Source organism: Pulveribacter suum (genome assembly GCF_003013695.1).
In the GTDB taxonomy this organism is placed as follows: domain Bacteria; phylum Pseudomonadota; class Gammaproteobacteria; order Burkholderiales; family Burkholderiaceae_C; genus Melaminivora; species Melaminivora suum.
The window spans coordinates 2,308,629-2,329,118 of record NZ_CP027792.1; the positions used below are offsets into that span (position 1 = coordinate 2,308,629).

General features: G+C 69.8%; 18 protein-coding genes and 1 pseudogene. 10 read left to right on the forward strand and 9 right to left on the reverse strand.

The window, feature by feature from the left end:
* Positions 1–3 precede the first annotated feature (3 nt).
* The 4 genes from C7H73_RS10590 to kdsB are packed head-to-tail and all read left to right on the forward strand — an operon-like array spanning position 4 to position 2,446.
* Complete coding sequence (locus C7H73_RS10590) at positions 4–444, forward strand: ExbD/TolR family protein (RefSeq protein WP_106846616.1); 441 nt, start codon at positions 4–6, stop codon at positions 442–444.
* 13 nt (positions 445–457) lie between these two features.
* The gene (gene lpxK / locus C7H73_RS10595) at positions 458–1,459 is read left to right on the forward strand and encodes a tetraacyldisaccharide 4'-kinase (protein ID WP_106846617.1); all 1,002 of its coding nucleotides are present in this window, start codon (positions 458–460) and stop codon (positions 1,457–1,459) included.
* 7 nt (positions 1,460–1,466) lie between these two features.
* The gene (locus tag C7H73_RS10600; RefSeq protein ID WP_106846618.1) at positions 1,467–1,655 is read left to right on the forward strand and encodes a Trm112 family protein; all 189 of its coding nucleotides are present in this window, start codon (positions 1,467–1,469) and stop codon (positions 1,653–1,655) included.
* The gene (gene kdsB / locus C7H73_RS10605) at positions 1,652–2,446 is read left to right on the forward strand and encodes a 3-deoxy-manno-octulosonate cytidylyltransferase (RefSeq protein ID WP_106846619.1); all 795 of its coding nucleotides are present in this window, start codon (positions 1,652–1,654) and stop codon (positions 2,444–2,446) included. Before C7H73_RS10600 ends, kdsB begins: the two co-directional genes overlap by 4 nt.
* A 16-nt stretch (positions 2,447–2,462) precedes the next feature.
* On the opposite strand, the gene C7H73_RS15855 is transcribed toward kdsB, so the two are convergent.
* From C7H73_RS15855 to C7H73_RS15895, 3 genes and pseudogenes are all read right to left on the reverse strand, one after another.
* Positions 2,463–2,621 carry a hypothetical protein gene (locus tag C7H73_RS15855; RefSeq protein WP_319424417.1) on the reverse strand — a complete coding sequence of 53 codons (159 nt, stop codon included), beginning with the start codon at positions 2,619–2,621 and terminating at the stop codon, positions 2,463–2,465.
* The gene (locus tag C7H73_RS15860; RefSeq protein ID WP_319424418.1) at positions 2,618–2,725 is read right to left on the reverse strand and encodes a hypothetical protein; all 108 of its coding nucleotides are present in this window, start codon (positions 2,723–2,725) and stop codon (positions 2,618–2,620) included. The genes C7H73_RS15855 and C7H73_RS15860 overlap by 4 nt, the downstream gene beginning before the upstream one ends.
* Before the next feature lie 64 nt (positions 2,726–2,789).
* A pseudogene (locus C7H73_RS15895) lies at positions 2,790–2,987 on the reverse strand (hypothetical protein); the annotation flags it as partial.
* Positions 2,988–3,103: 116 nt separating this feature from the next.
* On the opposite strand from C7H73_RS15895, the gene adk reads away from it, so the two are divergent.
* Entirely contained in the window at positions 3,104–3,760 is a 657-nt protein-coding gene (gene adk / locus C7H73_RS10615) for an adenylate kinase (protein ID WP_106846620.1), read from the forward strand.
* Between the two features lie 53 nt (positions 3,761–3,813).
* Here the strand turns inward: adk and C7H73_RS10620 are convergent, their stop codons facing one another.
* The gene (locus tag C7H73_RS10620; RefSeq protein WP_106846621.1) at positions 3,814–4,767 is read right to left on the reverse strand and encodes an asparaginase; all 954 of its coding nucleotides are present in this window, start codon (positions 4,765–4,767) and stop codon (positions 3,814–3,816) included.
* Between the two features lie 108 nt (positions 4,768–4,875).
* Here C7H73_RS10620 and lexA point away from each other — a divergent pair, with 108 nt between their 5' ends.
* Positions 4,876–5,550 carry a transcriptional repressor LexA gene (lexA, locus tag C7H73_RS10625; protein WP_106847629.1) on the forward strand — a complete coding sequence of 225 codons (675 nt, stop codon included), beginning with the start codon at positions 4,876–4,878 and terminating at the stop codon, positions 5,548–5,550.
* 164 nt (positions 5,551–5,714) lie between these two features.
* Positions 5,715–6,035, forward strand: a complete 321-nt coding sequence (locus C7H73_RS10630) for a hypothetical protein (protein ID WP_106846622.1) — start codon at positions 5,715–5,717, stop codon at positions 6,033–6,035.
* A 72-nt stretch (positions 6,036–6,107) separates the two neighbouring features.
* On the opposite strand, the gene hrpA is transcribed toward C7H73_RS10630, so the two are convergent.
* On the reverse strand, positions 6,108–10,112 hold the full coding sequence (hrpA, locus tag C7H73_RS10635; RefSeq protein ID WP_106846623.1) for an ATP-dependent RNA helicase HrpA: 4,005 nt from the start codon (positions 10,110–10,112) through the stop codon (positions 6,108–6,110).
* 71 nt (positions 10,113–10,183) lie between these two features.
* Positions 10,184–11,908, reverse strand: coding sequence for a long-chain fatty acid--CoA ligase (locus C7H73_RS10640; protein WP_227001321.1), 1,725 nt, complete (start codon positions 11,906–11,908; stop codon positions 10,184–10,186).
* Between the two features lie 184 nt (positions 11,909–12,092).
* On the opposite strand from C7H73_RS10640, the gene C7H73_RS10645 reads away from it, so the two are divergent.
* A complete protein-coding gene (locus C7H73_RS10645) occupies positions 12,093–13,268 on the forward strand; it encodes a metallophosphoesterase (protein WP_106846625.1) in 1,176 nt (391 codons plus the stop codon).
* 39 nt (positions 13,269–13,307) lie between these two features.
* On the opposite strand, the gene C7H73_RS15560 is transcribed toward C7H73_RS10645, so the two are convergent.
* The gene (locus C7H73_RS15560) at positions 13,308–14,324 is read right to left on the reverse strand and encodes a hypothetical protein (protein ID WP_157948346.1); all 1,017 of its coding nucleotides are present in this window, start codon (positions 14,322–14,324) and stop codon (positions 13,308–13,310) included.
* A 168-nt stretch (positions 14,325–14,492) separates the two neighbouring features.
* Here C7H73_RS15560 and C7H73_RS10660 point away from each other — a divergent pair, with 168 nt between their 5' ends.
* Both C7H73_RS10660 and C7H73_RS10665 read left to right on the forward strand, forming a co-directional pair.
* Complete coding sequence (locus C7H73_RS10660; RefSeq protein WP_405124760.1) at positions 14,493–15,674, forward strand: MFS transporter; 1,182 nt, start codon at positions 14,493–14,495, stop codon at positions 15,672–15,674.
* A 148-nt stretch (positions 15,675–15,822) separates the two neighbouring features.
* Positions 15,823–16,428, forward strand: coding sequence for a class I SAM-dependent methyltransferase (locus C7H73_RS10665; RefSeq protein WP_106847630.1), 606 nt, complete (start codon positions 15,823–15,825; stop codon positions 16,426–16,428).
* Positions 16,429–16,528: 100 nt separating this feature from the next.
* Here C7H73_RS10665 and C7H73_RS10670 read toward each other — a convergent pair whose 3' ends face one another.
* Both C7H73_RS10670 and C7H73_RS10675 read right to left on the reverse strand, forming a co-directional pair.
* Positions 16,529–17,536, reverse strand: coding sequence for a D-2-hydroxyacid dehydrogenase family protein (locus C7H73_RS10670; RefSeq protein ID WP_106846629.1), 1,008 nt, complete (start codon positions 17,534–17,536; stop codon positions 16,529–16,531).
* A gap of 181 nt (positions 17,537–17,717) precedes the next feature.
* On the reverse strand, positions 17,718–20,363 hold the full coding sequence (locus tag C7H73_RS10675) for an excinuclease ABC subunit UvrA (RefSeq protein ID WP_106846630.1): 2,646 nt from the start codon (positions 20,361–20,363) through the stop codon (positions 17,718–17,720).
* Positions 20,364–20,490: the final 127 nt, after the last annotated feature.

The window sequence follows — 20,490 nt, forward strand, 5'->3', positions numbered from 1 at the left end:
GCCATGAACTTCCGCCCCCGCCCCAAGGAAGAGCCGGAGATCAACCTGATCCCGTTCATCGACGTGCTGCTGGTGATCCTCATCTTCCTGATGCTGACCACCACCTACAGCAAGTTCACCGAGCTGCAGCTGACCCTGCCGGTGGCGGACGCCGAGCAGCTGCGCGACCGCCCGCGCGAGATCATCGTGGCCGTCGCCGCCGACGGCCGCTACGCCGTCAACAAGGACACGCTGGAGGGCCGCGGGGTGGACGGCCTGGCCCAGGCGCTGGCCGGCGCGGCCGCTGCCGGCAGTGCCGGCGGCACCGGCCCCAACGTGGTCATCATCAGCGCCGACGCCTCGGCCCCGCACCAGTCGGTCGTGACGGTGATGGAGGCCGCGCGCCGCGTGGGCCTGACGCAGATCACCTTCGCCACCCAGACGGCCGGCGCGGCGCAGCGCTAGGCGCGCGGCAGCCATGAGCGCGCGCCTGCGCCAGGCCTGGCAGCGCCGCGGGCCGCTGGCGCGGCTGCTCTGGCCCCTGTCCCTGACCTACCGGTTGCTGACGGCCCTGCGCCGCGCGCTGTATGCGGCGGGCGTGCTGGGCCGCACGCGCCTGCCGGTGCCCGTCATCGTGGTGGGCAATGTGATCGCCGGCGGCGCCGGCAAGACCCCTGTGACCATCGCCCTGGTGCGCTACCTGCAGGCGGCCGGCTGGCGGCCCGGCGTGATCTCGCGCGGCCACGGCCGCCAGGGCAGCGACGTGCGCCCGGTGCGGGCAGCCTGCAGCACGGCCGCCGACGTCGGCGACGAGCCCTTGCTGATCGAGCGCGCCACCGGCGTGCCGGTCTTCGTGGCCGCCCGGCGCGCCCAGGCAGGCCAAGCCCTGCTGGCGGCGCACCCGCAGGTCAACGTGCTGGTGTGCGACGACGGCCTGCAGCACTTGGCGCTGGCGCGCGACGTGGAGATCTGCGTGTTCAACGACCAGGGCGTGGGCAATGGCTGGCTGCTGCCGGCCGGCCCGCTGCGCGAGCCCTGGCCGCGCGCCGTGGATTTTGTGCTGCACACCGGCGCCCCCCCGGCCGGCGGCCAGGCCCCGCACTTTGCCCTGCAGCGCACGCTGGCGGACGACGCGGTGGATGGCGCCGGCCGCGCCGTGCCGCTGGCCCGCCTAGTGCACGAGCGGCTGCACGCCGTGGCAGCCATTGCCCGGCCGGAGGATTTCTTTGCCATGCTGCGCGCCCGGGGCCTGCGCCCCGAAGTCTGCGAGGCGCTGCCAGATCACTATGATTTCAGTAGCTGGCAGCGCTTGCCTGACGCGGGTTTGAGGCTGATTTGTACCGAAAAAGACGGCGTCAAACTCCAGCCTCGGCATCCTGACGCGCTGGCCCTGCCGCTGCGGCTGCAGGTGGACCCAGCCTTCTTCGCCGCGCTGGACGCGCGCCTCGCGTCGCTATCATCGACCGCTTCATTGGAGTAGCCCTGCCATGGACCCGAAACTGCTTGAACTGCTGGTGTGCCCCGTCACCAAGGGCCCGCTGACCTACGACCGCGAGCGCCAGGAACTGGTCTCGCGCAGCGCGCGGCTGGCCTACCCCGTGCGCGACGGCATCCCCGTGCTGCTGGAAAACGAGGCCCGCACCCTGACCGACGACGAACTGGAGCCGCAGGCGTGAGCGCTGCGCCGGCGCCTGCGTTCACTGTCCTCATTCCCGCGCGGCTGGCCTCCACCCGCCTGCCGGGCAAGCCGCTGGCAGACATTGCCGGCCTGCCCATGGTGGTGCGCGTGGCTTGTCGCGCCGCGCACAGCGCCGCCGCTCGCTGCGTGGTGGCGGCTGACGACGAGCGCATCCTGCAGGCTTGCCTGGCGCACGGCGTGCCGGCCGTGCTGACGCGCAGCGACCACGCCAGTGGCAGCGACCGCCTGGCCGAGGCCTGCGAGCTGCTGGGTCTGGCTGACAGCGACATCGTGGTCAACGTCCAGGGTGACGAGCCGCTGATCGAGCCGGCGCTGATCGACGCCGTGGCCGAGCTGCTGGCCCGGCGGCCCGAGGCCGCCATGGCCACCGCCGCCCATCCCATCGCCAGCGCGCAGGACCTGGCCAACCCCAATGTGGTCAAGGTGGTGACCGATGCGCAGGGCCTGGCTAGCTACTTTAGCCGCGCGCCCATCCCCTTCGCACGCGACCATGCCACGGGCAGCGCCTGGTGGCAGACGGGCGCCGCGCCGCCCGGCTTTGCGCCGCTGCGCCACATTGGCCTGTACAGCTATCGCGTGGGCTTTCTGCGCGCCTTTCCGCAGCTGGCACCGGCGCCCACCGAGCAGCTGGAGCAGCTGGAGCAGCTGCGCGCGCTGTGGCACGGCCACCGCATCGCCGTGCACGTGAGCGCGCAGGCGCCGGGTGCCGGCGTGGACACGCCCGAGGATCTGGAGCGCGTGCGCACGCTGCTGGCCGCAGCGGGTTGACGCTTTTTCGTCTTCTTCACGTTTGCGCGGGGCGGCGGTTCTGCAGGCTGTAGGCGCCGGGGCCGAAGGCGGCCAGCACCAGCAGCCCGCCAGCCACCGCCAAGTGCTCGTTGAAGACGATCTTTTGCAGCATCTGCGCCTCGGCCAGCATGGCCCACCAGTCGTGGAAGATCATGCCCGCCGCGAGCGTGAAAAGGCCAGCGCCAGGCTGGTCCAGCGCGTGCCCCCGCCCAGCACCAGCGCCGCGCCCCCCAGCACCTTGACCCCGATGGCCAGCACGGCCGCCCGCTTCGGGCAGGGGCAGACCCTTGGAGGCGATGCAGGAAGCCGTCCCGGCGAAGCCGCCGCCCCGCTTGTTCAGTCCCGAAGGCAGGAACAGCCAGGCCAGCAGCAGCCGGCCCAGCAAGGCCAGGGTGTTCTGGAGTGCAGGAGAAGACAGGGCCAAACTCCTCATCGAAAAGCGGGCAACCCCACGCGCCGCAGAGCCGCCGGGCTGGGGGCTACGGGCCGCTTTCGCGTCAGCTCCACGCCGGGAACGCATGTTATTCTCGCCCGCCTGATTGATGAAGCAGCCCCGGCCCCGCGCCGTTCCTGAGGCCTGCCAGCGCCCCCTGCGGCGCACCCCCGATTTGTAAAAACCCCCGAGAGGACCTTCCCATGAGACTGATCTTGCTGGGCGCTCCAGGCGCCGGAAAGGGCACGCAGGCCGCGTTCATCTGCCAGAAGTTCGGCATTCCGCAGATTTCCACCGGCGACATGCTGCGCGCCGCCGTCAAGGCCGGCACGCCCCTGGGCCTGCAGGCCAAGGCCGTGATGGACGCCGGCCAGCTGGTCAGCGACGAGCTGATCATCAATCTGGTGAAGGACCGCATCGCCCAGCCCGACTGCGCCGAAGGCTTCCTGTTTGACGGCTTCCCGCGCACCATCCCGCAGGCCGACGCCATGAAGGCGGCCGGCGTGAAGCTGGACTACGTGCTGGAGATCGACGTGCCGTTCGATGCCATCATCGAGCGCATGAGCGGGCGCCGCTCGCACCCGGCGTCGGGCCGTACCTACCACGTCAAGTTCAACCCGCCCAGGGCCGAAGGCCTGGACGACGAGACCGGCGAGGCGCTGGTGCAGCGCGAAGACGACAAGGAAGAGACCGTGAAGAAGCGGCTGGATGTGTACAGCCAGCAGACCCGCCCCCTGGTCCATTACTACTCCAGCTGGGCCGAGGCCGACCCGGCCAACGCGCCCAAGTACCGCGCCATCAGCGGCACGGGCACGGTCGAGCAGATCACCGAGCGCGCGCTGGCCGCCCTGTCCAGTTAAAGCGCCCCGCTCTCCTCTGGCCAACGCCTCGCCTTCGCGGGGCGTTGCCGCTTTCAGCGTTCCATCAGCTGCAGCATCAGGCTGATGCGCGATTTCATGGGCGACAGGCCGGGGGCGCTGCTCCAGGGCGCATCAGGGGGCAACGCCAGCATGCGGCCCTGCGGGCAGCGCGAGGCCACGCACACCGCCACGCCGGCCGCCGCAGCCCGGGCCAGGGCCAGCTCCAGATCCTCGTGCAGCGTGCCGTTGCCGGTGGCGGCGGCCACCAGGCCGTCCACCGCGCCGGCAGCCAACAGGGCGTCCACCACGCTGCCGTCCGCGCCGGCATGGCTCAGCACGATCTGCACGCGCGGCCACGGCCGCTGTCCCAGTTGCCGCGCCAGTGCGCCGTGGCGCGGGGCTGCGGGCTCAGGGGCGCGGCCGTGCGCCCAGCGCACCGGGCCCGCGTCCATCCAGCCCAGCGGCCCGCCGTCGCCCGAGGCAAAGGCATCCAGCCGCAGCGGGTGCATCTTGGCCACTTCGCGCGCGCCATGGACCACACCGGCGGCCACGGCCAGCACGCCGCGCGCACCGGGGTCGGCGGCCAGCGCCACGGCGTCCAGCAGGTTCTGCGGCCCATCGGGCACCAGCGCCGTGGCCGGGCGCATGGCGCTGGTCAGCACCACCGGCTTGTGCGAGGGCAGCAGGTTGTGCAGCAGCCAGGCGGTTTCCTCCAGCGTGTCGGTGCCGTGGGTGATGACGATGCCGGCCACGGCCTTGTCGTCCAGATGCAACAGGCAGCGCTGCACCAGCTGCATCCACAGCGCGTGCGTCATGTCCTTGCTGTCCACCTGGGCCAGCTGCTCGGCCACCAGCGGGCCGCGCGCGGCCTGCGCCAACTGCGGCACGGCGGCCAGCAGCTGCCCGATGCCCAGCTGCCCGGCCGTGTAGCCGACGCTGGCGCCGGCCACGTCGGAGGTGCCGGCAATGGTGCCGCCGGTGCCCAGTACCACGATTTTTCCTGCCATGCCTCTTGCATCCTCTGAAAAACTGTTCAAAAATACAGATACTGGATCAATAAACAGTACTCCTGTTCATTCTCCCGTCCGTTGACCCCGTCCTTTATGGAGCGCGCCATGTTCACCCCTCCCAAGCTCACCGCCCGCCAGCAGCAGATCCTGGACCTGATCCAGACCGCCATCGCGCGCACCGGCGCGCCGCCCACGCGCGCCGAGATCGCGGCGGAGCTGGGCTTCAAGTCCGCCAACGCGGCCGAGGAGCACCTGCAGGCCCTGGCCCGCAAGGGCGTGATCGAGCTGGTCAGCGGCACCTCGCGCGGCATCCGCCTGCGCAGCGAGGCGGTGCGCAGCATCAACGCGGCGCGTGGCGCCCAGTTCAGCCTGCCCATCCCCGGGCTGAGCCAGCTCACGCTGCCCCTGATCGGCCGCGTGGCCGCAGGCTCGCCGATTCTGGCGCAAGAGCATGTGGACCAGAGCTACGTGGTCGAGGGCACGCTGTTCCAGCACAAGCCCGACTACCTGCTCAAGGTGCGCGGCATGTCCATGCGCGACGCCGGCATCATGGACGGCGACCTGCTGGCCGTGCAGTCCACGCGCGAAGCACGCAGCGGGCAAATCATCGTTGCCCGCCTGGGCGACGAGGTCACCGTCAAGCGGCTGCGCCGCACGGGCAGCGCCATCGAGCTGCTGCCCGAAAACCCTGACTACCCCGTCATCCGTGTCGAGCCGGGCGAGCCCTTCGAAATCGAAGGCCTGGCCGTAGGCTTGATCCGCAACACGATGCTGATGTAGGCAGCCGCCTGCACCAGCGCTGCCGCAGGTGGCGGGCGTCTGGCTTGTGAGGCCTCCAAAGCCCTACAAGCCGGCCCTGCGGATGGGCGCAAGTTTGCTTTTCATTCGGCAATCCTGCCTGTGTCCATCTTGTCGCCCTCTTGGTGAGGGTTGGGAGTTTTCACATGGCGTCCGCCTTGCTTGCCTGGACTTCGTCGCTGCCTCTCGTCTCCGCCGTCAGCCGCCCGCTGCGCCGCGTGGCCTATCAACTGCGTGGGCGTGCCCGCGCCCCCTGGTGCCCGAGCATTCCGCTGGCCGTGCCCAACGTTGCGCTGCAGCTGGTGCCGGCGCCCCCGATCGTGCCGGTCGCGGCTGCGCAGCGCCCGGCCGGGCCGCCGCTGCGCGTGATCATGCGTCCGCAGGCCGACGGCGCATGCCGCCTGGTCATCTCCGGCCGCATGGCCGATGTGTGCGCCGAGCTGGATCGGCTGGCGCTGGCCTGTTGACGGCTCCTTCGGGCCGGGCCACACGGGCCGGTCATCCAAGCCAGGCGGGCATAAAAGCGCCCGCGAGGGCCCTCACGAAGCCAGCTGCGCCCAGACCTTGTCCAGCCGCTTGGTGCTTACCGGGTACGGCGTGCGCAGCTCCTGCGCGAAAAAGCTCACGCGCAGCTCCTCCAGCATCCAGCGGTATTCCTGCATACGTGCATCCTGCTGGCCCTTGCGTTCGGCCAGCAGGCGCGTGTAGCGCTGCTCCAGCGGCTGCAGCTCCTTCAGGCGGGCGGCGTCGCGGGCCGGGTCGGTGCGCAGCTTGTCCAGGCGGCTGACGATGGCCTTCAAGTAGCGCGGGTAGTGCTGCAGCTGCGCCCAGGGCGCTGCGGCCAGGAAGGTGCGGGGCATCAGGCGCTGCAGCTGCTGGGTGGCGTCGGCCACGGCGTCGCGGGCGTTCTTGGTGTCCTTGAGCTTGCGCTGCACGGCGGCATATTCCTGCAAGATGACGCCGGCCTGCCGGGCCACCTCATTGGCGATGAGCGTCAGCCGGGCGCGGCCTTCCTGCACCCGCTGCTGAAACTGCACTTCGTTTACCGGCAGCGGCTCGGACAAAAAGGCGCGCTCCAGCGCCACGCCGATGATCTGCGCGCGCAGCTCCTCCTGCGTGCCCAGCGGCATGTAGGCCACGGCCATCTTCTGCAGATCGGGAACGTTTTTTTCCAGATATTTCAGCGCGTCGCGCAACTGCAGCGCGAACAGGCGCACCAGGCCGGCCCGGTGGCGCGCAGCGGCCGCCTCGGGCTCGTCAAAGACCTCGATACCGACCGCGTCGCCCTGGTCGGTCAGCGCGGGAAAGCCGATCAGCGTCTGGCTGCCCTTGCGGATTTCCATCAGCTCGGGCAGCTCGCCGAAGCTCCAGGCGGTGTAGCGCGCCTCGGCCCGCTGCGCAGCGGGGGCAGCGGCAGCAACCTCATTTTTGATAGCTGCTGGCGCTTGACCCGCGGGCTTTTGGAAACGTTTTGATGCTGTAACCGGCTCTGGATCAGCGCTGGCAGCTATCTTTAGTGAAGCAAGCGCCTGGAAGGCCCCGCGCGCACGGGTGCCCAGTTCGGCCTTCAGGGCGGCCAGATTGCGGCCCTGGCCCAGCTGGCGGCCGTGCTCGTCGGTGATGCGCAAGTTCATGAACAGGTGGGGGCTGAGCATGTCCAGCTTGAAGTCCGCACGCTTGACGTCCAGCGAGGTTTCGCCCCGCACGGCCTTCAGCAGCGCGTCCACCAGGCTGCCTTGCGCCCACTGGCCCTCTTGCGTGAACAGCTGCGCCAGCCGCGCGGCGCTTTCAGGCAGCGGCACGAAGCGGCTGCGCGGGCGCTGCGGCAGGCTTTTCAAAAGCGCCTGGATCTTGTCCTTGAGCATGCCGGGCACCAGCCACTCGGCACGCTCTTCGCTGACCTGGTTGAGCACGAACAGCGGCACCGTCACGGTGACGCCGTCGCGCGCGTCGCCGGGCGCATGCAGGTAGCTGGCGCTGCAGTCCACGCCGCCCAGCTTGACGGTGCGCGGGAAGTTGTCGGTGGTGATGCCCGCGGCCTCGTGGCGCATCAGCTCCTCGCGCGACAGGCGCAAGAGTTGCGGCTGCTCGCGGCTGGCCACGCGGTACCACTTGTCGAACGTCGCGCCGCTGAACACGCCCTCGGGCAGCAGCTGGTCGTAGTAGGCGTAGATCAACTCGTCGTCCACCAGCACGTCCTGGCGCCGGCTCTTGTGCTCCAGCTCCTCGACCTTGCGCACCAGCTTCAGGTTGGCCGCCAGGAAGGGCCAGGGCGCGTCCCACTCGCCCTGCACCAGCGCCTGGCGGATGAAGATCTGGCGCGCCTCGTGCGGGTCGATGCGGCCATAGCTGACCTGCCGGCCGCCATAGACCACCAGGCCGTAGAGCGTGGCGCGCTCCAGCGCCACCACGTCCGCCTGCTTCTTGCTCCAGTGCGGCTCCAGCAGCTGCTTTTTCAGCAAATGGGCGCCGACCTGCTCCAGCCATGGCGGCTCGACGGCGGCGATGCCGCGACCGTACAGGCGCGTGGTCTCCACCTGCTCGGCGGCGACGATCCAGCGCCCGGGCTTCTTGGACAGATGCGCGCCCGGGTGCGGATGGAACTTGATGCCGTGCGCGCCCAGGTAGGCGTCGGCCTCTTCGGCGCGAAAGCCGATGTTGCCCAGCAGGCCCGAGAGCATGGACAGGTGCAGCGCCTCGTAGCCCGCCGCCTCGGTGTTCAGGGGCCACTGGTGCTCGCGCACCACCATGAGCAGCTGCGAGTGGATGTCGCGCCACTCGCGCACGCGGCGGATGCTGATGAAGTTCTGGCGCAGCAGCTGCTCCCACTGGCGGTTGCTCAGGCGGTGGCTGTCGCCCGCATCGGCCGGTGCGGCCTGCACGGGCGCAAGCGCCTGCTGGCGCCGGGCCACGGGCAGCACGGCCAGGTTGCGCGGTACGCCGGCAGTGCGCGTGGCCGCCTGGGCGGCCATCTCGCGGCGGCTGTGCGCCACCTGCTTGCCGCCGCGCGCGTCGTGCAGCCACTGCCACAGGCGCAGGTAGCCGCTGAATTCGCTCTTCTCGTCGTCGAACTTGGCGTGCTGCTGGTCGGCCTGCTGCTGGGCGTCCATCGGGCGGTCGCGCACGTCCTGCACCGACAGGGCGGCGGCGACGATCAGCACCTCGGCCAGGGCGCCGCGCTCGCGCCCCTCGACGATCATGCGGCCCACGCGCGGGTCCAGCGGCAGGCGTGCCAGCTCGCGGCCGGTGGCCAGCAGCTGGCCGCGCTCGTCCACGGCGCCCAGCTCCTGCAGCAGCTGGTAGCCGTCGGCAATGGCCCGGCCCGAGGGCGCCTGCAGGAAGGGGAAGTTGATCACTTCGCCCAGGCCCAGCGACTTCATGCGCAGGATGACGCCGGCCAGCGACGAGCGCAGGATCTCCGGGTCGGTGAAGGCGTCGCGCTGCAAAAAGCCGGCTTCGTCATACAGCCGGATGCAGATGCCGTTGGCCACGCGCCCGCAGCGGCCGGCGCGCTGGTTGGCTGCGGCCTGGCTGATGGGCTCGACCAGCAGCTGCTCTACCTTGCTGCGCAGCGAATAGCGCTTGACGCGCGCCGTGCCGGCGTCGATCACATAGCGGATGCCGGGCACGGTGAGCGATGTCTCGGCCACGTTGGTGGCCAGCACGATGCGCCGGCTGCCGTGCGGCTCGAAGATGCGGTCCTGCTCGGCCTGGGACAGGCGCGAGAACAGCGGCAGCACCTCGGCATTGCGCAGCAGGGGCGCGTGCTGCAGGTGCTTGCGCAGGTGGTCGGCGGCCTCGCGGATCTCGCGCTCGCCGGGCAAGAACACCAGGATGTCGCCGCCCGCGCCACCGGCCCACAGCTCGTCCACGCCGTCGGCGATGGCATCTTGAAGGTCGAAGTCCCGCCTTTCCTCGAACGGCCGCCAGCGCACCTCCACGGGATAGGTGCGGCCAGAGACCATGATGACCGGCGCCGGGCCTTCTTTGCTGGCGAAATGCCTGGCGAAGCGCTCGGCGTCGATGGTGGCGGAGGTGACGATGACTTTCAGATCCGGCCGCCGGGGCAGCAGCTGCTTGAGGTAGCCCAGCAAAAAGTCGATGTTCAGGCTGCGCTCGTGCGCCTCGTCGATGATCAGCGTGTCGTACTGGAGCAGCAGCGGGTCACCCTGCGTCTCGGCCAGCAAGATGCCGTCGGTCATCAGCTTGACCGAGGCGCCCTTGTGCAGCGTGTCGGCAAAGCGCACCTTGTAGCCCACCACCTCGCCCAGCGGGGTGTCGAGCTCCTGGGCGATGCGCTTGGCCACGCTGCTGGCCGCAATGCGCCGCGGCTGGGTGTGGCCGATCAGCTTTCCGCGCGCGCCTTCGGGCGCATTGGCCCGGCCCCGGCCCAGCGCCAGGGCCATCTTGGGCAGCTGCGTGGTCTTGCCCGAGCCTGTTTCGCCGCACACGATGACGACCTGGTGCTGCGCGATGGCCGCCATGATTTCCTCGCGGCGGGCGCTGACGGGGAGGTTTTCGGGAAAGGTGATCGACAAGGCCATGGGGTGCGGGAAAAGCGAAAGGGCTGCACAGCGCAGCCCTTCGTCACATATGAGGCAATTGCCGCATTTTCCTACTGTGCGGCCGCCCCCGCCGGCTTGTGCTCTTTCTCCTGCAGCAGCCGCCACATGACCTTGCCGCTGCCGCTCTTGGGCAATGCCGGCACGAACTCCACCGAGCGCGGCGCCTTGTACACGGCCATGTGGGCGCGGCACCAGTCCAGGATGTCCTGCTCGCTGGTGTGCTCGTGCCCGGCGCGCAGCACCACCACGGCCTTGACCGACTCGCCGCGGTAGGCATCCTGGGTGCCGATCACGCAGGCTTCCTGGATCGCCGGGTGGCGGAACATCAACGCCTCCACCTCGGCCGGCCAGACCTTGAAGCCGCTGGCGTTGATCATGCGTTTGAGGCGATCGGTGATGAAGAAGTAGCCCTCCTCGTCCACCCGGCCCAGGTCGCCGGTGCGAAAGAACCGCTTGCCGTCCAGCTCGAAGAAGGCCTGGGCTGTCGCATCGGGGCGCTGCCAGTAGCCCTCGAAGACCTCGGGGCCATGCACCACGATCTCACCCTGCTCGCCCTGGGGCAGCTCGCGCAGGGTCTCGGGATCGACCACGCGCGCGTCCGTGCTCATGAAGGGAATGCCCAGGCACTGCTGCTTCGGGTGGTCCGGCGGGTTGCTGTGCGAAGGCGCCGCGGTCTCGGTCAGGCCATAGCCCTCGCAAAAGCGCAGGCCGTACTGCTCCAGCAGGCGCTGGGCCACGGCCTGCGGCATGGCCGCGCCGCCGCCGCCGATGTACTTCAGGCTGGACAGGTCGAACGAGGCGAAGTTGGGGCTGCCAAGCAGGTCGATGACCATGGTGGGGATGTTGGTCCAGGTGGTCACCTGGTAGTGCGAGATGAGGCGGCCAGCCAGCTCGCGGTCCCAGCGCGGCATGATGACCACGGTGGCGCCCAGGTAGATGGCGCTGTGCAGCACCGAGACCATGCCGGTGATGTGGAACATGGGCACCACGGCCAGCACCACGTTTTCGCTGGTGCCATTGCCCCACGCAGCGCTGGCCACGGCGTTGTGGTTGATGCTGCGGTGCAGGTGCATGCAGCCCTTGGGATGGCCGGTGGTGCCGCTGGTGTAGGGCAGCACGGCCAGGTCGTCCCGGCCCACGGTGTGCGGCGGCGGCGCGTCCTGGCAGGCCAGGGCATCGGCCCAGGCATGCACGCGGCCGCCGTCCAGCTGCACGGCGGCGCGCTCGGCGGTGAGCCACTCGCGCCATGCCTGGGGCGGCGCGGCCGGCCCTTCGGCCTGGGCTTCGAAGGCATCGGTGAAGCGGGTGACCAGCAGGTGCTCCAGGCGTTCGCCGCCCGGCAAGGCATTGCTGGCCTGTGCCAGGCCGGGCGCCAGGTCGGCGGTGGTGATGGCCACCCGGGCGCCCGAGTCCTGGATGTAGTGCTTGAGCTCCTCGGCCATGTTCATCGGGTTGACCGGCACCACCACCGCGTTGGCACGCCAGATGGCGTAGTGCGCCAGCACCAGCTGCGGGGTGTTCTGCGCCAGCAGGATGACCCGGTCGCCGCGCCGCACGCCCGCGCCGTGCAGCCAGGCCGCCAGGCGCTCGGCGCCCGCGTGCAGTTCGCGATAGCTGGTCGCGCTGCCCAGAAAGACCAGCGCCGCCTTGTCCGGATAGCGGCGCGCGTTGACGGCCAGGTTGTCCCACACGCTGGTGGCCGGGACGGTGATCGAAAAAGGCAGGCGCTTGGGCCAGAAGGCGTGGTGGGCGGGGGGAGTGGTCGGTTCAGGCACGGCGTTGGGCAAGGAAGGGGAAAGGATGCAAACACCAAGGCTAGACCGGCTGGCGGCATGCGGCATCCGGGTCGCCCCCGAGGCGCGGTCGCCTAGGTGACCGGCGCGGCCTTTGTCCCCGCGGGTATGCTCGCGCCTCTCTTGCCGACTTCTGCGCCGTTTTTCTGCCCGTGCGGCACCTGCCATGCTCCTGTTCTCGACCGCCGTCATCCCGCTGCTGTCCTTGTGGCTGTGGTGGCCGGCAAGTGCCCTGCCCTGGCCCGTGCGCCTGGCCGCAGCGGCCGCCACCGCACTGCTCGCCAGCTCGCCCGCGCTGCTGCTGTACCTGATGCAGGCTGGCCGCCTGGGCTACGTCACCGCTGCCCATCTGCAGGTGCCCAGCGGCTGGGCGCTGGCCACGCTGGCGCTGGCGCTGCCCCTGGTGCTGCTGCGCGATCTGGCCTGGCTGGCGGCCCACCTGGGCGGTGCGGCCGGCGCAGCGCGGCTGCTGCACGGCCCGGTGCTGACACCCGCGCTGCTGGCCCTGGCCGCGGCCGTTGCCGCCTACGGGGTGTGGGCGGCGGTGCGCCCGCCGCAGGTGCATGAACAGTCAATCACCCTGCCCGCGCTGCCCCCGGCATTGGACGGCCTGCGCGTGGCCGTGCTGGCGGACCTGCACGCCAGCCCCGTGAACGACGCCCGCTACCTGCAGGCAGTGGTGCAGCGCACGCTGGCCGCCCGGCCCGACCTGATCGTGCTGCCGGGCGACATGGTCGATGGCCCGGTGAGCGCCACGGCCCCGTCGGTGGCGCCGCTGGCCGGGCTGCACGCGCCGCTGGGCGTGTGGCTGGCGCCGGGCAACCACGAGTACTACAGCGGCTACGACGCCTGGATGGCCGAGTTCGCCCGCCTGGGCCTGTCGGTGCTGCAAAACCGCACGGCGCTGCTGCAGGTGCAGGGCGCGCGCCTGGCGCTGTCGGGCATCGGCGACCCTGTCTATGGCCGTACCTCGCAACACAACGCCAACCCGGCCGTGCCCGAGGGCGTGGCCCCGGATGTGGCGGCCGTGGCGGCGCAGGCACGGGCCGGCAAGGCCGACTTTCACCTGCTGCTGGCGCACCAACCCAAGTTCGCCCGCGACTACGCGCAGCACGGCATCGGCCTGCAGCTGGCCGGACACACGCACGGCGGGCACATCCGCGGCTTCGACCGCTGGGTGGTGGCGCCTTTCAACAACGGCTTCGTCCGCGGCCTGTACCAGGTAGGCGACATGCGCCTGTTCGTCAGCAACGGCGCCGGTCTGTGGGCCGGCTTTGCGGTGCGCCTGGGTGTGCCGGCGCGCATTGATGTTCTGACGCTGCGCCGGCCAACGCACGAATGAGCGCAGCCTGCCCGATACGCTCAGGGGCACGACTGGCAATCAATCAGAGCGTGCCGAAGCCTGAGACGCCGACGCTCCCCGCTCCTTACAGATATCGGCGAAGAGCTGACGGGGTCTGCGTCCCGAGAATCTGGTGTCTGGATCCACTCCCGGCGCACCCATGGCCAGCCACATCAAAATAGCCGCTTCGCCGGTGGGCACCAGCCGGCGCTCTCCTTTGAGGACGTCTGCCAAATTCACGAAGGAAACGCAGGTGAACTTTCCTTCTGCATTGGACTTCAAGTACTCCGAGTCAAACAATTCGCAGCCCAAATAGACAAACTGCACAAAACCGGTTTGCACTTCCTGCAGCAAGCACAAAGGCGTTTCCTTGCGGATAGCGATGGCAGTATTGAGCTCTTCCAGGGTCTCCCGCAGGGCAGTATTGCGCACCGAGCCACGGTCGCCATCCCGGCCTTCCATCGCCGGCCAGTAAGCCCCTCCGATTGTGTGTAGATGCTCCGGATATGTGGCGGATTTGGGAGAGCGACGATGCAGGATCAATCTTTTTTCGGGAGCGTCAATGACCAACGCGCTGGCGCTGAGGATTCTTGGCCAGCTTGCATTGGGTCGCGATTCTCGCAATGCCTTCAAAACCGCATAGTCCATCGTGCGCACTTGAAGCGCTACCGGATCGTCCTCCACATCGATGGAGCCTGTGATGGCTGCGTGCGCATCGTTGGGGACGTTTGCCTGGCGAAGCTTCAGGCGAAACTGATCAGCAGAGGTTTGTTCAGCCGCCGTGAGCTCCCACGCTCCCAAGTCCTCGACCACCGGCTCATGGAAATAAGGACCGCTACAGAGGGCCTGGCCTTGATAAAGACGATTGAGCATTGCCAGGTCACCTGCCGGCAGGCAGGCACTAGGCGGCTCTCTTTTCAAGAGCGACTCGGGCAGTGACCGCTTTAATTTCTTGAGGCCATAGCCTCCAATGCCCGCGAGAATCGTCGTGGCAATCAACCCCCGCACAGGTTCCAGCCAAGCTTTGGCGTCTCCCCACCACTCCCATGTCAACATATCCGTCCTTTTGGGTCGTCACTGCCCCGTTTGCGCAACAAGGCGTGATTGTAGGAATAGGATGACAAAATGAAGCATGGTTTGCAGATGTGCAACGTGTGAAGAATACTTTTTTTACTATCTGCTTCACGCCGGGCCCAATCGATTGTGACCACCGATGAAAGATCGTTGGAGCGGCGTAACCTCACGCTGCTAATACTTGCCCAGTCGCTCGGCGGGGCCTCGCCGCCCATCATCATTTCGCTGGGCGGGCTGGTGGGGCAAATGCTGTCGTCCACGCCTGCAGCCTCCACGCTGCCGGTCAGCCTGTACCAGCTGGGCCTGGCGCTGTCCACGCTGCCGGCGGCCTGGCTGATGCACCGCGCTGGCCGGCGCCTGGCGTATCTGCTGGGCGCAGCGATGGGCGTGCTGTCGGGTCTGGTGGCGGCCTGGGGCATCTCGCGCTCGGACTTCGTGCTGTTTTGCCTGGGCACCACGCTGGCGGGTTTTTATGGTGCCTGCGTGCAAAGCTACCGCTTCGCTGCCACCGATGCGGTGGGCGAGCCCTCGCGCCAGGCCGGCGCCATTTCGCTGGTCATGTTGGGCGGGCTGGTCGCCGCGGTCATCGGCCCGCAGGTGGTCATCTGGACGCGCGACAGCCTGCCGGCCACGCCCTTTGCCGGCAGTTTCTACAGCCAGGCGGCCCTGGCGCTGCTGGCCCTGCCGCTGCTGCTGGCGCTGCGCCTGCCGCCCCCGCCGCCACGGTCCCACGCCGAGGGCGCGCGGGCGCTTTCGCAGATCGCGCGTACGCCGCAGTTCGCGTTGGCGGCGCTGGCCGGGGTGGTCAGCTACGGGCTGATGGCCTTTTTGATGACCGCCGCGCCCATGGCCATGGTGGGCTGCGGCCACAGCGTGGGCGAGGCGGCGCTGGGCATCCAGTGGCACGTGCTGGCCATGTTCGCGCCCAGCTTTTTCACCGGGCGGCTGATCGCGCGCTTCGGCAAGCGACTCATCACGGCGCTGGGCCTGGTGCTGATCGCCGCGTCGGGCGCGCTGGCGCTGATGGGGCTGGAGCTGACCCACTTCTGGGGCGCGCTGGTGCTGCTGGGCGTGGGCTGGAACTTTGGCTTCATCGGCGCCACGGCGCTGCTGACCGAGTGCTGCCGCCCGGCCGAGCGCGCCAAGGTGCAGGCGCTCAACGACTTCCTGGTCTTCGGCACGGTCGCGGTGGCTTCCTTCGGCTCGGGCCAGCTGCTGCACACGGTGGGCTGGGGCGGCATCAACGCCGGCATGCTGCCCATGGTGGCGCTGGTGCTGGCGCTGCTGACCTGGAGCGCGTGGCGCCAGCGCGGCGCTCAGCCTGCGGTCTGATGCTCACTATCACTTTAATAGCTACCAGCGCTTGTCCAGCAAAGGCTGGAGGCCAAAAACACTTCAAACCGCGGCGGCGCCCGCTGGGCGATACTCAGGGCCTGAGCGGCGCCACTCCGGCGCCGCCGCCATGAAAGGCCCCACCGGCGTGCAATCAGCCAGCGAGCAATGGTTTGACCAGGCGTACTACCAGCGCTACTACTTCGACAAGAAAACCAGCGTGGCCGACCCGCAGCACCTGGCGCGGCTGGCCGCCTTCGTCTGCAGCTATCTGCACTACCTGCGCCTGCCGGTGCAGCGCGTGCTGGACATGGGCTGCGGCGTGGGCCTGTGGCAGCCCCTCATTGCCCAGCACCTGCCCGGCGCGCACTACCAGGGCGTGGAGTTCAGCCCGTACCTGTGCCAGCGCTACGGCTGGCAGCAAGGCTCGGCGGTCGATTACGCGGCCAGCGAGCCGTTCGACTTCGTCATCTGCCAGGGCGTGCTGCCCTACTTGAACCCCGCAGACCTGAAGACCGCCCTGGCCAACCTGGCCCGCCTGACGCGCGGCGCGCTGTACCTGGAGGCCGTCACGCGCGAGGACTACGAGGCCGGCACCATCGACGAAGACCTGACCGACCCGCGCCTGCACCGCCACCGCGCCCAGCTGTACCGCCGCGGCCTGGCGCCGCACTTCATCAACCTGGGCGGCGGCCTGTGGCTCAGGCGCGAGGCGCAGGTGCCGCTGTTCGCCCTGGAGGCGCTGCCGCAGTGAGCCTCTGAGGACGTGTTGGCGACCCTCACGCGGGTGCGCGGCCGCGGCCTTAAGGCGGCCTGCATCCCGCACCCTTTGCGCGCAGACCGCAAATACGTCCCTAGCGCCGCACCTGCAGCGCGCCGGGGTTCACGATGTTGGTGGGCGTGCCCTTGATGAAGTTGACGACGTTGTCAAAGGCCGCGCCGAAGTACAGCTCGTAGCTGTCTTGCTCCACATAGCCGATGTGCGGCGTGCACACGCAGTTCTCCAGCCGCAGGAGCGCCTGACCCTGCAGGATGGGCTCGGTCTCGAACACATCCACCGCCGCCATGCCGGGGCGGCCGCGGTTGAGGGCGGCGATCAGTGCATCGGGCTGCAGCAGCTCGGCGCGCGAGGTGTTCACGAACAGTGCCGTCGGCTTCATGGCCGACAGGTCTTCCAGCGTGATCAGGCCGCGCGTCTCCTCCGTCAGGCGCAGGTGCAGCGAGAGCACGTCGCACTCGGCGAAGAACTCGGCGCGCGTGCGCGCCACCTGCAGGCCGTCGGTGAGGGCCTGCGCGCGCGAGGCCTCGCTGCCCCACACGCGCACGTTCATGCCAAAGGCGCGGCCGTAGCCGGCCACGATCTGGCCGATGCGCCCGTAGCCCCAGATGCCCAGCGTCTTGCCGCGCAGCACCATCCCCAGGCCAAAGTTGGGCGGCATGGAGGCCGCGCGCAGGCCCGACTGCTGCCAGGCGCCATGCTTGAGGCTGGCGATGTACTGCGGCAGCCGGCGCATGGCCGCCATGATGAGCGCCCAGGTCAGCTCGGCGGGGGCTACCGGCGAGCTCACGCCCTCGGCCACGGCGATGCCGCGTTCGGTGCAGGCGGCCACGTCCAGGTGCTCGCCCACCCGCCCGGTCTGGGCGATGAGCTTCAGGCGCGGCAGCTTGTCCAGCAGCTGGCGGGTGAGGTGAGTACGGTCGCGGATCAGCACGATCACGTCCGCATCGCGCAGGCGCACCGACAGCTGGCCCAGGCCCTTGACGTTGTTGGTATAGACCTTGGCGGAATAGGAGTCGAGCCGCGTGGCGCAGTGCAGCTTGCGCACTGCGTCCTGATAGTCATCCAGGATGACGATGTTCATCGTGTTCACAAACCCCTTCTTGCGGCAGCGCAACCCGTGCGGCGGGGCCCGCACCGGGCGGCGCTGCCTTCGCTGGCAAAGGGCTATTGTCACGGATAGCGCGCCGCGCCAGCGCCGCGGGCGGCAGGCGTCACACTTGGTTGCCTGGCCGCGGCGACTGCGGCGGCGCGCTGCCTGGCGGCTAGCCGCCGGCCAGCGCCTGGGCCAGGTAGGGCGCGGTGCGGCTGGCCGCTGCCGCCGCCACGTCTGTAGGCGCTCCCTCGGCCACGATGCGCCCGCCCTGCGCCCCGGCGCCCGGCCCCATGTCGATCACCCAGTCACAGGCTGCCACCACACGCATGTCGTGCTCGACCAGCACCACAGTGTTGCCGGCGGCCACCAGCGCGTCCAGCTGGGCCAGCAGGCGGTCCCCGTCGGCCGGGTGCAGGCCGGTGGTGGGTTCGTCCAGCACGTACAGCGTGCCACCGCGCTGCGGGCGCTGCAGCTCGGTGGCCAGCTTGATGCGCTGGGCCTCGCCGCCGCTGAGCTGCGTGGCCGGCTGCCCCAGGCGCAGGTAGCCCAGGCCAATGTCCCGCAGCACTGCCAGCGGGCGCAGCACCTGCGGCTCATCGGCGAACGCGGCGCAGGCGGCATCCACGGTGAGGTCCAGCACATCGGCAATCGACAGGCCGTTCCACAGCACCTGCAGGGTGGCCGCACTGTAGCGGGCGCCGTGGCACGCCGGGCATGGCGCATAGACGCTGGGCATGAAGAGCAACTCCACGCTCACGCTGCCCTGCCCTTCGCAGACCTCGCAGCGCCCCTTGGGCACGTTGAAGGAGAACTGCCCTGCGTCGTAGCCCCGCTCGCGGGCAGCGGGCGTGGCGGCAAACAGCCGGCGCACGGCGTCGAACAGGCCGGTGTAGGTCGCCAGGTTGGAGCGCGGCGTGCGCCCGATGGGCTTTTGGTCGATCGGCACGAGGCGGCGGATATGCTCGGCGCCCGCGGCAATCCTGCCAGCCGCGGGGCCTGGCGACGCTGCGCCTGGGGACTCTGGCGCCGCGTCCTCACCCGTCCAGGGCTCGGCGCCCTCGTCTTCGGCTGGCGCCAGCGGCTGGCCCAGGTGGGCGGCCACCAGCTCCAGCAGCGCCTGGCTCACCAGGCTGGATTTGCCTGAGCCGGAGACTCCCGTCACTGCCGTCATGCAGCCCAGGGCAAAGCGTGCATCCACGCCCTGCAGGTTGTTGCGCGTGATGCCCTGCAGCTGCAGCCACTCGCGCGGCCGGCGCGGCTGGCGGGCTACGGGCGTGGCGGCACCCGCATCGGGCAGCAGGTAGCGGCGCGTGACCGAGCGCGGCACCTGTGCCAGGCCCGCGGGCGGGCCGCTGTAGAGCACCTCACCGCCCTGCTCGCCGGCCGCAGGCCCCACGTCCACCAGCCAGTCGGCGCGGCGCATGGTGGCCAGGTCATGCTCGACCACGAACAACGAATTGCCTGCGGCCTTCAGGTTCTGCAGGGCCGCCAGCAGCGCCTGCCCATCGGCCGGATGCAGCCCGGCCGAAGGCTCATCGAGCACATAGACCACCCCGAACAAATGCGACGACAGCTGGCCGGCCAGCCGCAGGCGCTGCAGCTCGCCCGGCGAGAGCGTGGGCGTGCTGCGATCGAGCGACAGGTAGCCCAGCCCCAGCTCGATGAGCGCCAGCACGCGCTTGCGCACCTCGCTGGCCAGGCGCTGCGCGGCCAGCACCTTCTCTGGCGAGAGCCAGGCGGTGCGATGCACGTCGGGCGCCCCCGTGTGGTGCGTGCTGCCGCTGGCGCGCCGCTGGCCGGGTGCGGCAGGCGCGTTTGCCGCCTCGCCCTCGCCCAACCGCCCTTCGGCCGCCGGGCGCAGCAGCTCGGCCAGGGTGGACAGCGGCAGCTGCGACAGGCTGGCGATGTCGTGCCCCGCGAAGGTGACCGCCAGCGCCTCGGCCTTCAGCCGCTTGCCATGGCAGACCGGGCATGGGGTGGCCACCAGGTACTGCGCCACTCGCCTTTTCATGGTGGCGCTCGGGCTGTTGGCAAAGGTGTGCAGCACGTGGCGCCGCGCACTGCTGAAGGTGCCCATATAGCCGGGTGGCTGCTCGCGCCCTATCGCCTGGCGCACCTGGCCGGCGTTCAGGCCCGGATACACCGGCACCGTAGGCTGCTCGTCGGTGAACAGGATCCAGTTGCGCAAGTCCTGCGGCAGCTCCCGCCAGGGCACGTCCACGTCGTGGCCCAGCGTGGTCAGGATGTCGCGCAGGTTCTGCCCCTGCCACGCGCCCGGCCAGGCGGCCACCGCGCGCTGGCGGATGGTCAGCGAATCGTCGGGCACCAGGGACGCTTCCGTCACCTCGTAGGTGCGGCCCTGGCCCTGGCAGTGCGGGCAGGCACCTTGCAGGGTATGGGGCGAGAAGTCCTCCGCATACAGCATGGGCTGGTGCGCGGGATAGCGCCCGGCGCGCGAGTACAGCATGCGCAGCGGTGTGGACAGCGCCGCAACGCTGCCCACCGACGAGCGGGCGCCCGGGGCGCCGCGCTGCTGCTGCAGCGCCACGGCGGGCGGCAGGCCCTCGATGCTGTCCACCTGGGGCGTGCCCACCTGGGCGATCAAGCGGCGCGCATAGGGCGCCACGGATTCCAGGTAGCGCCGCTGCGCCTCGGCAAACAGGGTGCCGAAGGCCAGCGACGACTTGCCCGAGCCCGAGATGCCGGTGAACACCACCAGCGCATTGCGCGGGATGTCCACGTCCACGTTCTTCAGGTTGTGTTCGCGCGCCCCGCGCACGCGGACCATGGAGGAGTCGCTCGGGTCTGCGGTCATGGAACAAAGGAATGAAAGCCGGTCATGGCGGCCCAGGCTACCAGCGCGCGCATGCCTTGCCGCGCAAAGCCTGCGCCCTCCTACGCGGCCTCAGCCCGCCGCCTTACGGCCGGACAGGCAGGCCCGG